General features: G+C 71.2%; 13 protein-coding genes. 8 read left to right on the top strand and 5 right to left on the bottom strand.

The window, feature by feature from the left end; genetic code table 11:
- Positions 1 to 186: 186 nt before the first annotated feature.
- The 4 genes from rpsF (at position 187) to rplI (ending at position 2,103) form a co-directional block, all read left to right on the top strand.
- Complete coding sequence (gene rpsF / locus ACFQW6_RS13415) at positions 187 to 477, top strand: 30S ribosomal protein S6 (RefSeq protein ID WP_186339658.1); 291 nt, start codon at positions 187 to 189, stop codon at positions 475 to 477.
- Positions 478 to 600: 123 nt separating this feature from the next.
- On the top strand, positions 601 to 1,215 hold the full coding sequence (locus tag ACFQW6_RS13410; RefSeq protein ID WP_378545900.1) for a single-stranded DNA-binding protein: 615 nt from the start codon (positions 601 to 603) through the stop codon (positions 1,213 to 1,215).
- Between the two features lie 190 nt (positions 1,216 to 1,405).
- Positions 1,406 to 1,642, top strand: coding sequence for a 30S ribosomal protein S18 (gene rpsR / locus ACFQW6_RS13405; RefSeq protein ID WP_056603689.1), 237 nt, complete (start codon positions 1,406 to 1,408; stop codon positions 1,640 to 1,642).
- Between the two features lie 14 nt (positions 1,643 to 1,656).
- Positions 1,657 to 2,103 carry a 50S ribosomal protein L9 gene (gene rplI, locus ACFQW6_RS13400; RefSeq protein ID WP_378545897.1) on the top strand — a complete coding sequence of 149 codons (447 nt, stop codon included), beginning with the start codon at positions 1,657 to 1,659 and terminating at the stop codon, positions 2,101 to 2,103.
- 61 nt (positions 2,104 to 2,164) lie between these two features.
- Here rplI and ACFQW6_RS13395 read toward each other — a convergent pair whose 3' ends face one another.
- From ACFQW6_RS13395 to ACFQW6_RS13385, 3 genes are read right to left on the bottom strand one after another with little or no spacing between them, the layout of a single operon-like run.
- Positions 2,165 to 2,575, bottom strand: a complete 411-nt coding sequence (locus ACFQW6_RS13395) for a hypothetical protein (protein WP_378545894.1) — start codon at positions 2,573 to 2,575, stop codon at positions 2,165 to 2,167.
- Between the two features lie 31 nt (positions 2,576 to 2,606).
- Positions 2,607 to 3,764, bottom strand: coding sequence for a hypothetical protein (locus tag ACFQW6_RS13390; protein ID WP_378545891.1), 1,158 nt, complete (start codon positions 3,762 to 3,764; stop codon positions 2,607 to 2,609).
- 44 nt (positions 3,765 to 3,808) lie between these two features.
- Positions 3,809 to 5,170 (bottom strand): MATE family efflux transporter, encoded by a 1,362-nt coding sequence (locus tag ACFQW6_RS13385; protein ID WP_378545888.1) that lies wholly within the window; start codon positions 5,168 to 5,170, stop codon positions 3,809 to 3,811.
- Positions 5,171 to 5,707: 537 nt separating this feature from the next.
- Here ACFQW6_RS13385 and dnaB point away from each other — a divergent pair.
- The 4 genes from dnaB (at position 5,708) to ACFQW6_RS13365 (ending at position 10,059) form a co-directional block, all read left to right on the top strand.
- Positions 5,708 to 7,111, top strand: coding sequence for a replicative DNA helicase (gene dnaB / locus ACFQW6_RS13380; protein ID WP_378545885.1), 1,404 nt, complete (start codon positions 5,708 to 5,710; stop codon positions 7,109 to 7,111).
- Between the two features lie 98 nt (positions 7,112 to 7,209).
- Positions 7,210 to 8,436 carry a sensor histidine kinase gene (locus ACFQW6_RS13375; RefSeq protein ID WP_378545882.1) on the top strand — a complete coding sequence of 409 codons (1,227 nt, stop codon included), beginning with the start codon at positions 7,210 to 7,212 and terminating at the stop codon, positions 8,434 to 8,436.
- Positions 8,433 to 9,092 carry a response regulator gene (locus tag ACFQW6_RS13370; RefSeq protein ID WP_378545879.1) on the top strand — a complete coding sequence of 220 codons (660 nt, stop codon included), beginning with the start codon at positions 8,433 to 8,435 and terminating at the stop codon, positions 9,090 to 9,092. The genes ACFQW6_RS13375 and ACFQW6_RS13370 overlap by 4 nt, the downstream gene beginning before the upstream one ends.
- A 112-nt stretch (positions 9,093 to 9,204) precedes the next feature.
- Positions 9,205 to 10,059: a CPBP family intramembrane glutamic endopeptidase gene (locus tag ACFQW6_RS13365; protein WP_378545876.1), complete on the top strand. Its 855-nt coding sequence runs from the start codon at positions 9,205 to 9,207 to the stop codon at positions 10,057 to 10,059.
- 67 nt (positions 10,060 to 10,126) lie between these two features.
- Here the strand turns inward: ACFQW6_RS13365 and ACFQW6_RS13360 are convergent, their stop codons facing one another.
- Both ACFQW6_RS13360 and ACFQW6_RS13355 read right to left on the bottom strand, forming a co-directional pair.
- A complete protein-coding gene (locus tag ACFQW6_RS13360; protein WP_378545873.1) occupies positions 10,127 to 11,782 on the bottom strand; it encodes an alpha/beta hydrolase in 1,656 nt (551 codons plus the stop codon).
- 17 nt (positions 11,783 to 11,799) lie between these two features.
- Positions 11,800 to 13,086 carry an arginine deiminase gene (locus ACFQW6_RS13355; protein WP_378545870.1) on the bottom strand — a complete coding sequence of 429 codons (1,287 nt, stop codon included), beginning with the start codon at positions 13,084 to 13,086 and terminating at the stop codon, positions 11,800 to 11,802.
- Positions 13,087 to 13,096 lie beyond the last annotated feature (10 nt).

The raw sequence follows: 13,096 nt of genomic DNA, 5'->3' as shown, positions 1-13,096 counted from the left end.
GCGGGACGCTCCTCCACAGGCGGACCACGACGATTCCAGCCGCGGGGGCCGCCGCTGATAATCTTCTGCGGTTGCCCCCGGGTGACCGCGGTGCACGACCCACGTCGTACACGCGCCGCGAACGCACAGTCCCTCCTGCCACGGAAAGCCCGTGGCCGCTCTAGCCCAGAGGAGGTGGAGACCGCTATGCGTGCCTATGAAGTGATGGTCATCCTCGACCCCAGTCTCGACGAGCGCACCATCGAGCCGTCGCTCGACAAGTACCTCAACGTGATCCGCAAGGACGGTGGCTCGATCGAGTCGCTCGACGTGTGGGGTCGTCGCCGGATGGCGTACGAGATCAAGAAGAACGCCGAGGGCATCTACGCCGTCATCACGCTGACGGCCGAGCCCGCGACGGTCAAGGAGTTCGACCGCCAGCTCACGCTGAACGAGTCGATCCTGCGCACGAAGGTCATGCGTCCCGACGCCCACTGATCGCCCTCCCGGGCATCTGTGGAAACACCCTTCCCGCTGTCGGTGAGTGCCTGTTTGATGGGCGCATCACCGGGAGCACCCCGGATCAACCGGCACAGCAGCAGGACTTTCTGAGGAGACCTCATGGCAGGCGAGACCACCATCACCGTGATCGGCAACCTCGTCGACGACCCGGAGCTGCGGTTCACCCCCTCGGGGGCCCCCGTGGCCAACTTCCGGATCGCGTCGACGCCGCGCACCTTCGACCGCCAGAGCAACGAGTGGAAGGACGGCGACACGCTGTTCCTCTCCTGCGCTGTCTGGCGCCAGGCCGCGGAGAACGTCGCCGAGTCCCTCCAGCGGGGCATGCGCGTGATCGTCCAGGGTCGCCTGAAGTCCCGCCAGTACGAGACCCGCGAGGGTGAGAAGCGCACCGTCTTCGAGATCGACGTCGAGGAGGTCGGCCCGTCGCTGCGCTCCGCATCGGCCAAGGTCACCAAGACGACCCGGTCCGGCGGCGGTGGCGGCTACTCCGGTGGCAGCGGTGGCGGCGGCTACTCGGGCGGTGGCGGGCAGCAGTCCGCGCCGGCCGACGACCCGTGGGCCAGCCCGGCTCCCTCTCAGGGTGGCCAGGCCGGCGGCGCCTGGGGCGGTCAGTCCCAGGGCGGCCAGCCCCAGGGTGGCGGTCAGTCCGCGCCGGCCAACGACCCGTGGGCCACGCCCGGGGTCAACGGCGGGAACGACGAGCCTCCGTTCTGATGAGCGACCCACTGCCGAGCGAAGCGAGGCAGTGACGGGTCGCCAGGTCGAGCTGCTCTCACGGCTGAGCTCGCGAAGCCGTGACCGGGCGTATCGAGACCACCTGATCCGGGAGATCAGACAAGTACCACTCATTCCATTCCGTCCCTGATTGCCTTCAGGGCCGGGCTCACTGAAAGGGAGCACCACAATGGCCAAGGCAATTCTGCGCAAGCCCAAGAAGAAGGTCTGCCAGTTCTGCAAGGAGAAGGCGACCGGTGTCGACTACAAGGACACCACCCTGCTCCGCAAGTTCATCTCCGACCGCGGCAAGATCCGCGCCCGTCGCGTGACCGGCAACTGCGTCCAGCACCAGCGCGACGTGGCCATCGCCGTCAAGAACGCGCGCGAGCTCGCCCTGCTGCCCTACACGTCCACCGGTCGCTGAGAGGAGCACGGGACATGAAGCTCATCCTCACTCAGGAGGTCGACGGCCTCGGTGCCCCCGGTGACGTGGTCGAGGTCAAGGACGGCTACGGCCGCAACTACCTCGTCCCGCGTGGCCTCGGCATCCGCTGGAGCCGCGGCGGCGAGAAGACCATCGAGTCGATCAAGGCCGCCCGCACCGCTCGCGCGGTGCGCGACGAGGACCACGCCAAGGACGTCAAGGCCAAGCTCGAGGCCAACGCGGTCAACGTGAAGGTCCGTGCCGGTGAGGGCGGTCGCCTGTTCGGCGCCGTCACCACCACCGAGATCGCCGACGCGATCACGGCCGTCTCCGGCGAGAAGGTCGACCGCCGCACCATCGTGGTGGTCAACCCGATCAAGTCGCTCGGCTCCCACGAGGTGGCCGTCAAGCTGCACGACGAGGTGTCCGCCACGGTGGCCCTCAACGTCGTCCCCGCCTGACGCAACCCGACGTACGACACCACGGCCCGCCGCCCCTGAGGGGTGGCGGGCCGTGGTGCGTCTACTGGGTCGGCTCGTCGCAGCGAGCGGGTGGTCGGCTCCCGCCGGAGTGGTACTCGTAGGTCCGCCCCGCGGCACGCAGGGTGATCCGCGATCCGTCGACCAGCGCCTGCGTGTAGGCCATCCCGGGCTCGGCGCAGCCGCGGCTGCCGTCGCGCCAGGTGACCTCCTCGACGGAGACGACCTCGACCTCGCCGGCGTCGACGCCGAGGCTGGCAGCCAGGTCGTCGACCGCGCGTACGACGTCGCGAGGGGCGGGGGCGCCCGACGGGCTGGGGGTGGGGTCCACGGTCGTCTCCTCGGCGATTGGCGGGTCGGTCGTCGGCCGGTCGGCACCCTCGTCCGGTGCGCCGCACGACGCGAGCAGGGTGCTCGAGGCGAGCAGCAGGGCGAGGCGACGGCTCATGGTCATCATGGCAAGTGTGACGGCACGTCTCCGAGGGTCAGCGTCGACTGGCGCGGCTCGCGGCGGGGAACCGGTTGGGCCGTGCGACCACGGCGTCGAGGACGACCGGCCTGGCACTCAGCGACTCGATGACGATCCGTCCGGCGCGGATGCCGGAGTAGCGGTCGATGACGACGAGCTGCTTCATCGAGGTCCTGGGGCCGGCGAGGTCCACGACGTGCCAGTCACGCCTGCCGACCCGCACCCGCACCTTGCCGTGGCCACGGCCGGTGGCGGCGAGCAGCCGGAGCTCGCCGACCGTCGTCCGGGGCAGCACGAGGCGGGCGCCGCGGCGGGAGGCCTTGATCGCGTCGCCGCGGAAGTAGCCGGGGTCGGTCACCTTCGCCCACCCGCGCTGCCGGGTGAGGTTGCGCGGCACGAAGAACTCGATCGGCTCGGACCAGGCGCTCGCGTTGCCGGCGGCGTCGATGGTGCGTGCGGAGAAGCGGTGCCGGCCGGCGGCGGGGTCGGGCAGCTCCCACCGACCGCCCGTGCACGCGACGGGCTGGTCGTTGTCGGTGCACTCGAAGCCCGAGCCGGGCTCGCTGCTGTTGAGCCGGATCGGCGCGCCCGCGCCGGTGACGACCGGCTGGGTCGGGGTGATCTCGTCGTAGGAGGTGCCGGTGACGAAGACGAACGGCGCGCGGGTGTCCTGTCCCCACGTGAAGGTCGCCGGCGTGGGGTCCTCGTCGGGGGTGTCCGCCACGGTGGGGGGCAGCAGCGGGGCGGTGTCAGGGGTGGTGGCGCGGTCGCCGGCGTCGACGGCGCGCGCCTCGAGGACGTAGCTGCCGGCTGCGGCGTCGGGCAGGTCGGCGTACGTCACCGGGCTGGTGCAGGCGCGCCAGTCGTGGGCCTGCGGCCCGCCGGTCAGCCGGCACTCGAGGCCGAAGGGCCCCTGGTCGCCGTCGACGACCTGCCACCCGAGGGTGAAGGTCATCGAGGACACGGTCACCAGCCCGGCGGGGTTCGGCGCGGTCGATGCCGTGAGCGTGGTCTCGGGCGGCGTGCTGTCGTCGCAGCCGTTCTGCAGGACGCTCGGGGCGGTCTCGTCGACGCAGCCCGGGGTGGCGCCCGCCGGTGCCGCGGCCAGCGGCACGAGGCCGCTGCCCAGCAGTACCAGCACGGCCAGCCGGCTCGCGGTGCGGTGTCGAAGCATGGGTCCTCCCTCGTGTCCGGCGCTCCCGGGCGTCCTCACGGGGCTCAACGAGCGGCGGCGGCTCCGGTCACGAGCCACCGGTCGCCGCGTGCGCGCCACGAGAGCAGGACGCCGCGGGCACCCATGAACACGACGGTCATCGCGACCCAGACCGCGACCAGCCCGTGGGGGAGCGTGGCCGCCCAGAGCGCGGCCGGCGCGTACGCCGCCAGCACGACCAGGCCGGCCCACGCAAGGTAGGCGCCGTCGCCGGCGCCGATCAGCACGCCGTCGAGGACGAAGACCATCCCGGCGACCGGTTGCCCGATCGCGGCGACGAGCAGCACCGGCACGAGCAGGTCACGCACCGCGGGGTCGGTGGTGAAGAGCGCGCCGATGAACGGCGACACCGCGGCCAGGACGAGCCCGGCGACGATCCCGCTGCCCCACCCCCAGCGCACCATCCGGCGGGTGAGGCGACGGGTGCCCTCGACGTCGCTGCTGCCCAGCGCCCGTCCGGTGAGGGCCTGGGCCGCGATCGCGATCGCGTCGAGCGCGAAGGCGAGGAAGCTCCAGAGGGTGATCGCGATCTGGTGGGTGGCCACGTTGACGTCGCTGGCTCCGGTGCCCACGCGCGTCACGGCGTACGTCCCGACGAGCAGGCAGGCCCGCAGCGCGAGGGTGCGGACGACGAGCGCGACGGCGGCGTGCGCGGCCGCCGTGATGCCCGCGCGGTCGGGGCTCAGCGGAGCGTCGTGCTCGCGGGCGGCGCGCACCACGACGACGAGGAACCACACCGCGCTGATCACCTGGGCGAGGACCGAGCCGATGGCGGACCCGGCGATCCCGAGGTCGAGGCCGTACACGAGCACGACGTTGAAGAGGATGTTGAGGCCGTTGCCGACGACCGCGACCAGCAGCGGCGTACGCGTGTCCTGCAGCCCGCGCAGCACCCCGGTCGCCGCCATCATCACCAGCAGCGGGGTGGTGCCGAGGAAGGCGATGCCGAGATAGGTCTCGGCGTGGTCGGCGACCTCGGCCCCGGTGTCGAAGACCCCGACCAGCGCCGGGGTGAGGGCGATGCCACCGAGGGTGGCGACCACCCCGATGATGACGGCGAGCCACACGCCGTCGACCCCTTGGGCGAGAGCGGCCCGCAGGTCGCCCGCGCCGAGGTGCCGGGCGACGCTGGCGGTGGTGCCGTAGGCGAGGAAGACGCACAGCCCGACGACCGTCTGGAGCACGACGGCGGCGACGCCGAGCCCGGCGAGCTCGGGCGTGCCGAGGTGGCCGACGATGGCGGCGTCGGACAGCAGGAAGAGCGGCTCGGCGACGAGCGCGAGGAAGGCCGGGACGGCCAGGCGCAGGATCTCGCGGTCTGTCTCACGGTCTGTCCCGCGGTCTGTCCCATGGTGGTCGGCCTTCACAGGTTCACCCTAGGAACCCCGCAGTCTTCGTCGATTCCGGGGCGACATAGCGACGCTTGTGCCTCGACGTACATAGCCCGATGGGACTACCTGTGCATGGCCGTGTGGATGACGCGCCGCGAGCGCCGGTCGAGGCAGCGGAGGCGGCGAGCGGCGGGCATCCGCCAGATGGCGGACAGGTGAACGGACCGCCGGGCTGAGTATTTTTCGTCCACAGGGTGTGGGATGTGTTTGTGCAGGTCAGCGGCGTGATCGGCGCAGATGATCCCGCTCCTTCCACAGGCTCGTCCACGGCATGTGCACCGGCGCCAGCGTGTCGTCCACCTGAGTGCCCAGCTTCTCCACAGACCCTGTGGACAACTCGGCCACGCTGGCTTCCCAGGAGGGCTCGTGAGCACGTACGGTCCTGCGCGAACCAGTGATGGAAATGGCTGGTGGACTCGGGTGCGAGCGAAGCCGGCAGCGATGTCGGCTTGATGTCAGTGGTCGTCCCTAACGTCGTGGTCAGTGGACCCGAGCGAGATGGAGGGAGCACCGGTGAGCGTCACCTTCGAGGGGGACACCGACGAGGCCTGGGGCGACGGACCGGCGGCCTACGAGCCCGGCAGCTCGCCCCGATCCCCGGGTGACCGCACGCCTCCGCAGGACAACGCGGCGGAGCAGAGCGTGCTCGGCTCGATGCTGCTGTCGAAGGACGCGATCGCCGACGTCGTCGACGTGATCAAGGGCGTCGACTACTACCGCCCGGCTCACGAGGTCATCCACGACGCGATCATCGACCTCTACGGCCGCGGCGAGCCGGCCGACCCGATCACGGTGGCCGCCGAGCTGCAGAAGCGCGGCGAGCTGGTGCGCATCGGTGGCGCTCCCTACCTCCACACCCTCTCGGCCAACGTGCCCATCGCGGCCAACGCCGGCTACTACGCCGAGATCGTGCGCGACAAGGCGATCCTGCGGCGCCTGGTCGAGGCCGGCACCCGCATCGCCGCCCTCGGCTACGCCGGTGAGGGCGAGATCGACGACGTCGTCGACCACGCGCAGGCCGAGGTCTACAAGGTCACCGACCGTCGCGCGGCCGTCGACTACGCGCCGCTGAGCGACATCATGAGCGGCGTCCTCGACGAGATCGAGGCGATCGGCAACCGCGAGGCCGGCCTCTACGGCGTGCCGACGGGCTTCGCCGACCTCGACGACCTGACCAACGGGCTCCACTCGGGCCAGATGATCATCGTGGCGGCGCGTCCTGCCATGGGGAAGTCGACGCTCGCCCTCGACTTCTGCCGCGCGGCGTCGATCCACAACAACCTCACCAGCGTCTTCTTCAGCCTCGAGATGACGCGCTCGGAGATCATGATGCGTCTGCTCTCCGCAGAGGCGAAGGTGCCGCTCAACCACATCCGCAACGGCACGATGCGCGACGACGACTGGGAGAAGCTCGCCCGCAAGATGGGGCAGGTCTCGGGAGCGCCGATGTTCATCGACGACAGTCCCAACATGACGATGATGGAGATCCGCGCCAAGGCCCGTCGGCTCAAGCAGCGCCACGACCTCAAGCTCATCGTCATCGACTACATGCAGCTGATGAGCTCGGGCAAGAAGGTCGAGTCCCGCCAGCTCGAGGTCTCGGAGTTCTCCCGCAACATCAAGCTGCTCGCCAAGGAGCTCGAGTGCCCGATCATCGCGCTCTCCCAGCTCAACCGTGGTCCCGAGCAGCGTGGCGACAAGCGCCCGATGATGAGCGACCTGCGTGAGTCCGGCTCGCTCGAGCAGGACGCCGACATGGTGATCCTGCTCCACCGCGACGACGTCTACGAGAAGGAGTCGACCCGCCCCGGCGAGGCCGACCTCATCGTCGCCAAGCACCGCAACGGCCCCACCCGCGACCTCACCGTCGCCTTCCAGGGCCACTACTCCCGCTTCGTGGACATGGCGCAGGGCTGATCGGCAAGCGACGCCGCACCGCGCCCTCTGCCGGAGGACAGAGGCGGGTGCGTCTGCAGACAGAGGTCAGGGTCGTCGGTCGGGCGTAGCCTGCGGGGATGACGGGTCGCGAGGCCGAGCAGGCGCACGACCACGAAGCATGGGCGATGCTGGCCCGACGGCTGTCGCCCTACCTGGACCTTGCGATCGGGCTCGCCGCAGCAGCCGCCTCCGTGGCGTCGTTGCTGAGCACCGACGTGTCCGGCATCGACCCCCGGCTCGAGCCCGCCGACCCGTTGTCGGTGGCCGCCACGATCGTGGCGGGCCTGTCCCTCGTCTGGCGTCGTCGCCGTCCCGTGGCAGCGTTCGCCGTGTTCGTCACGTGCTGCCTCCTCGTGACCCTGACCGATCACTACATCGGCCTGCTCTCGGTGCTGCTGCTGCTCAGCCTCTACTCCCTTGCGGCGCACAGCCGACGACGGAACGGCGTGGCCGGCCTGGTCCTCTGCCTGCTCGTCTTCATCGGCCTCGCAGTGCTCGACGTCCCCGACCTGGGCACCTCCGACCTGCTGCAGGCCTGCGCCCTCCTGCTCACCGCATGGGCCCTCGGCGATGCGATCCGCTCGCGACGCATGCACCAGGCGGAGCGGCTGCGGATCGCCGAGCAGGAGGCGGCCGCGGCCCGGGAGCTGGCGGCGCGCGCCGTCGTCGAGGAGCGGCTGCGGATCGCACGGGAGCTGCACGACGTCGTCGCCCACAGCATGTCGCTGATCGCCGTGCAGGCCGGCGTCGGCGGGCACGTCATCCGCACCGACGTCGCTGCTGCCGAGCGCGCCCTCGAGATCATCGCCGAGACCAGCCGCAGGGCGCTGACCCAGACCCGCTCGATGCTGGGACTGCTGCGGGCCGAAGACGCGGACCCGGCAGGCTCCCCGCTGCAGAGCATCGATGACCTGGGCGACCTCGTCCACGGGATGCGCGAGGCCGCCGGCATCGAGGTCTCCCTGACCGTCTCCGGGCCCGTGCAGACGCTCGACACCGCGATCGAGCTCACCGCCTACCGCATCGTCCAGGAGTCGCTGACCAACGTGCTCAAGCACTCCGGCGCGAGGCAGGCGCAGGTGACGGTGACCTATGTGCGCGACGGCGTCGACGTCGAGGTCACGGACCACGGGCGTGGTGGGTCGCGGGCTCCGGCGCAGGTCGGGATCCCCGGCGGGCACGGGCTCGTGGGCCTGCGCGAGCGCGCGCGACTGCTGGGAGGCACCCTCGAGTACGGCTCGCTCGACGGAGCCGGGTTCAGGGTGGCGGCACACCTGCCCTCGTCGATGGCGGTGGCGTCGTGATCCGGGTGGCGGTCGTGGACGACGAGGAGCTGGTCCGCTCCGGGTTCGTCGTGCTGCTGGGCTCCAGCCCCGACATCGAGGTCGTCGGCCAGGCGGGTGACGGCGCCGAGGCCTGGGAGCTCTGCCGCCGCGCCAACCCCGACGTGGTCCTGATGGACGTCCGGATGCCCCGGATGGACGGGCTGGAGGCCACGCGCCGGATCATCGCCGACCCGCGATGTGCCGGCACGCACGTGCTCGTGCTGACCACGTTCGACGACGACGAGCTCGTCCACGGGGCCCTGCGCGCCGGCGCGAGCGGGTTCCTGCTCAAGGACACCAGGCCGACCCACCTGCTGGACGCCATCTCCGTGGTGGCCGCCGGCGACGCGTTGCTCGCACCGTCAGTCACCCGTCGGCTGATCGAGCAGTTCGCGACCCTGCCGACCCGACCGGTTTCCCGCGCCGACGACGGCCTGACCGATCGTGAGCGCGAGGTGCTGGTCGCTGTCTCGCGTGGCTTGTCCAACCAGGAGATCGCCGACACGCTGCACATGGGCTACGGCACCGTGAAGACCCACGTGAGCCACCTCCTCACCAAGCTTGCGTGCCGCGACCGGGCGCAGCTGGTGATGCACGCGTACGAGTCGGGGCTCACCGTCCCCGGGAGCAGCTGACGTCTGCCTCGGGTCTCGACCCGGAAGGACCTCGGACAGATGTGCGGCACCCTCCCCGGCGGCGAGATTGGTGGAGCGGCCAGACAGGCCGGCCCAGTCACCGGAGGTCCACATGTCACGACCACTTCGCGAGGCCACGACCTACCTCGTGCTCGCCTTCTCCCTGGCCATCGGCATCGCCATCGCGCTGCCCCACGCCGGCATCAACGTGCTGCTCAGTGCCTTCGCCCCCATCGCGGCGCTGGTCATCATGACGTTCACCGTCATCCCCCGCGGCAGGCGCCGCGCTCTGTGGGGCGAGTTCGGGCTGAACCGCTCGGGCAAGCGGCTCTGGCCGTTCGCGGTGCTCGTGCCCATGCTCCTGGCCGGCAGTGCGTACGGCGCTGCGCTGGCGCTCGACGTCGCGGACCTGCGCCCGATCGACCTGACCTCGACGGGTGTCGCGTCCTGGAGCCTGAACCTGGTGGTCACGCTGGCGTTCATGACCGTCCTCTTCCTAGCCGAGGAGATCGGCTGGCGGGGCTACCTCCTGCCGAGGATCCAGCAGCTCACCAGCCGACGCCGGGCTGCCCTTGTGACCGGCTTCATCCACGGCTGCTTCCACCTGCCGCTGATCCTCGTCGCCACGACGTACGACCAGCACGGCAGCCGGTGGCTGGTCGCGCCCGCCGTGGTCGCCACGATCACCATGGGCGGTGTCTTCTATGCCTACGTGTGGGACCGGACCCACAGCGTCTGGCCCGTCGCGATGGCGCACGGTGCGGTCAACACCGCGTTCACCATCGGCGCGGCGGCCGTGGTGGCGACGTCGGAGGCCGACCTGGCCTACGTCGCCGGCGAGAGCGGTGTCGCGACCTTCGCAGCCGTGGCCCTGGTGGGGGCGATCTTCCTGGCCCGGGCCAGGGTGTGGCGGACCCGACCGGCCACGGTGGACGTGCGCGAGCGCGAGCTGGCCCGGGCCGCCTAGGTCCGGCGACAGCCGATCGGTGAGGAGCTGGTGGTGCCCGACCGGGCACCGCCAGCTCTCGAGCGGTTCACGGGTAGCGCGCGAGCTCCTGCCGCAGCCGCTCGGTGATGTCCGGCGTCCAGCCCTCCGGCTGCAGCACGTTGACCCAGCCGGCGGCGTGCTCGCCCGAGAAGTTGTGCCCGTGGGCCGGTTGGGTGGAGAAGGCCGCGGCGAGGTCCGCCGACACCTGCAGGAAGGTGATCCAGGGGATCCACACCATGGCGCCAGGCACGTCGTCGCCGTGCCTCTCCTCGAGCCAGTCGGGTCGGGTCAGCAGCAGGTCGGGGCTCCACCAGGTGACCGGGTCGGACGCGTGCTGCAGGTACAGCACCCGGCTCCCCGGCCAGGGCTCGTCCTCGGGCTGGGGGCGCTCGGCCTTCGTGGTGAAGCGGATGATCCGGCCCTCCCGGTAGACCGGCTCGACCTCGCGCGACCCGGCGTCGCGGTCCTCGATGAAGCTGCGGTAGAGCGGGTTGAAGTTGGGCGGCCCCACGAGGAGTGCCCCCGACGTCCGGTTGTCGAGGTCGAACTCGCCGCTGAAGGCGGCCTCGGCGCCGAACGACCCGAGGCTCTCGCCGAAGACGTGGAGCTCCGGCCGCTCGTCGAGAGGAAGGCTGGACCAGCGCGCGTAGACGGCGTCGAACAACGCCCTCCCGGCGTCGCGGGCCCGGGCCGAGTCGACGACGAAGGACAGCCACGAGGGGAGGTGCGAGTACTGCATGCCGACGATCGCGGAGTCCCCGCCGGTGACGTACTCGAAGCCGCTCGCCGCGCTCGGCTCCACCCAGCCCGTCCCGGTGGTGGTGACCACCAGCAGGTGCTGCCGCTCGAAGCCGCCGGCCCGCTCGAGGTCGGCCACCGCGAGCGCGGCCTGCTGCTCCGTGTCGTCGGCGTTGCCCAGCCCCGCGAAGACGCGGATCGGCTCGATCGAGGGGCGATCCGTCAGCGCGCCGATCTCCTCGGCCGTCGGACCGGTGCCCACGAAGGTGCGCCCTTCCACGCCCAGGCCGTCCCAGTCGACCAGCGACTCGACGCTGCCCGAGCGCAGCGGCGTCGACGGTCGTCGGACCCCTTCCGGCGTCTCGAGGTCGCCGAGGGCGAACGACGCGTCGAGCGCGCGCAACCCGGCGTCAGCGGCCACCCCGCTGAGCAGCGCCCATGCCACGAAGCCCACCGACACGACTCCCAGGACCCGTGCCACCGAGGGCCTGAGGCGACGCTCGAGCAGTCGCGCCACCCGTCGCGAGGCGGCTCGTGCGCCGCGCGCCAGGCCGAGGAAGAGCGCGGCGACGAGGATCGCCACCGGTGGCACGAGGAGCAGGAACGCGACGGGCGTCGCCTCCGTCCCGGCCAGGTCGTGGGCCTCGGCCTGCCACCTCACGCCCACGGCGAGGCTCGTGAGCAGTGCCGCGACCCCTCCCACGAGGAGGACCGATCGAGCCAGGTCGGGCCAGGGTTCGCGGGGCCGGTCGCGCAGCCCGCGCCAGCACCACGCGAGGAAGACCCCGGCGCCGTACCCCGAGGCTGCTGCGGCACCGCTCACCACGCCCTGGGCCAGCGGGGACCGGGGCAGCAGCGACGGGGTCAGGGAGAGGCAGGCGAAGCCGATCGCGAACGCCAGCCCGGCCGGGAGCAGGCGGGAGCGCCGGACCAGCTCCACCGCTCGCTCGAGCCACCCGGGCACCGCACCGCCTCCCGAGCTCAGTAGTCGACCGGGTCGCGGGCGATGGGGCAGGTCATGCAGTGCCCGCCGCCTCGGCCGCGGCCGAGCTCGGCGCCGACGATCGGGATCACCTCGACGCCTGCGTCGCACAGCAGCGCGTTGGTGTAGGTGTTGCGGTCGTAGGTGAACACCACTCCGGGCTCCACCGCGACGGCGTTGTTCCCGCTGTCCCACTGCTGGCGCTCGGACGCATAGACGTCGCCACCCGTCTCCAGCGCGCGCAGCTCGGAGAGGCCCAGGGACTCGGCCACGACGTCGACGAACGCGCGGTCGCCCTCGTCGGTGACGTCGATCCCGTGCACGTTGTCCCCGGGACGCAGGGAGAACGAGTGGATGCCGTCCACGATGGTGGGGAAGTAGGTGACGACGTCGCGGTCGGCGAAGGTGAACACGGTGTCGAGGTGCATCGCTGCGCGCAGCTTGGGCATTCCCGCGACGACCACGCGCTCGGCGGCTCCTTGCTCGAAGAGGGCCCGAGCGACCTGGGTGATGGCCTGGCGTGACGTCCGCTCGCTCATCCCGATCAGGACCGTGGCGTTGCCGATCGGCATCACGTCCCCACCCTCGATCGTGGCGAGCCCCCAGTCGAGCTCGGGGTCGCCCCACCACACGGTCGACCCGGCGTAGTCGGGATGGAACTCGTAGATCGCCTTGTAGAGCAGCGTCTCGTCGTGGCGGGCCGGCCAGTAGAGCGGGTTCATGGTGAGGCCGCCGTAGAGCCAGCACGTGGTGTCGCGGGTGTAGAGCGTGTTGGGCAGCGGCTGCATGAGGTAGTCCCGCGCGCCGGTGGACTCCCTGGCCAGGGCGACGAAGCCGGACCGGAAGTCGTCCGGGAGGTCGTTGGTGGCCATCCCGCCGATCAGCAGCTCGGCCAACCTGGTGTCGTCCAGCGTGCGCAGGAACGACCGGGTCTCGTCCACGAGCCCGTAGCCCACCTGGTTGAGGTTGATCTTCCGCTCCAGCAGCCAGTCCTTGGCCCCCGGCACGGCCATCGTCTGCGCCAGGACGTCGTGGAGCTCGACCACCTCCACCCCGCGCTCCTCGAGCGCCGACACGAAGGCCGCATGGTCCTTCTCGGCGTTGTCGACCCACATCACGTCGTCGAAGAGCAGCGAGTCGGAGTTCGTCGGCGTGAGCCGGCGGTGCGCGAGGCCGGGTGAGCACACCAGGACCTTGCGCAACCGGCCGACCTCGGAGTGCACGCCGTACGTCGACACGGCGCCGCCGCCGGCGTCCTCGGGTCCCGGGTTCTGGTCACTGGTCATGTGTCGTTCC

The organism is Nocardioides sp. GCM10028917, from assembly GCF_042666175.1.
Taxonomy (GTDB): Bacteria; Actinomycetota; Actinomycetes; order Propionibacteriales; family Nocardioidaceae; genus Nocardioides.
Note: the sequence above shows the minus strand (reverse complement) of the source record. Positions and strands in the feature narration are given on the sequence as shown.

Coding starts and splice junctions, on each gene's coding strand:
- ACFQW6_RS13395 (WP_378545894.1), bottom strand. CDS start 2,575: ATGACCATGAGCCGTCGCCTCGCCCTGCTGCTCGCCTCGAGCACCCTG.
- ACFQW6_RS13375 (WP_378545882.1), top strand. CDS start 7,210: ATGACGGGTCGCGAGGCCGAGCAGGCGCACGACCACGAAGCATGGGCG.
- ACFQW6_RS13355 (WP_378545870.1), bottom strand. CDS start 13,086: ATGACCAGTGACCAGAACCCGGGACCCGAGGACGCCGGCGGCGGCGCC.
- ACFQW6_RS13410 (WP_378545900.1), top strand. CDS start 601: ATGGCAGGCGAGACCACCATCACCGTGATCGGCAACCTCGTCGACGAC.
- rplI (WP_378545897.1), top strand. CDS start 1,657: ATGAAGCTCATCCTCACTCAGGAGGTCGACGGCCTCGGTGCCCCCGGT.
- ACFQW6_RS13365 (WP_378545876.1), top strand. CDS start 9,205: ATGTCACGACCACTTCGCGAGGCCACGACCTACCTCGTGCTCGCCTTC.
- rpsF (WP_186339658.1), top strand. CDS start 187: ATGCGTGCCTATGAAGTGATGGTCATCCTCGACCCCAGTCTCGACGAG.
- ACFQW6_RS13390 (WP_378545891.1), bottom strand. CDS start 3,764: ATGCTTCGACACCGCACCGCGAGCCGGCTGGCCGTGCTGGTACTGCTG.
- rpsR (WP_056603689.1), top strand. CDS start 1,406: ATGGCCAAGGCAATTCTGCGCAAGCCCAAGAAGAAGGTCTGCCAGTTC.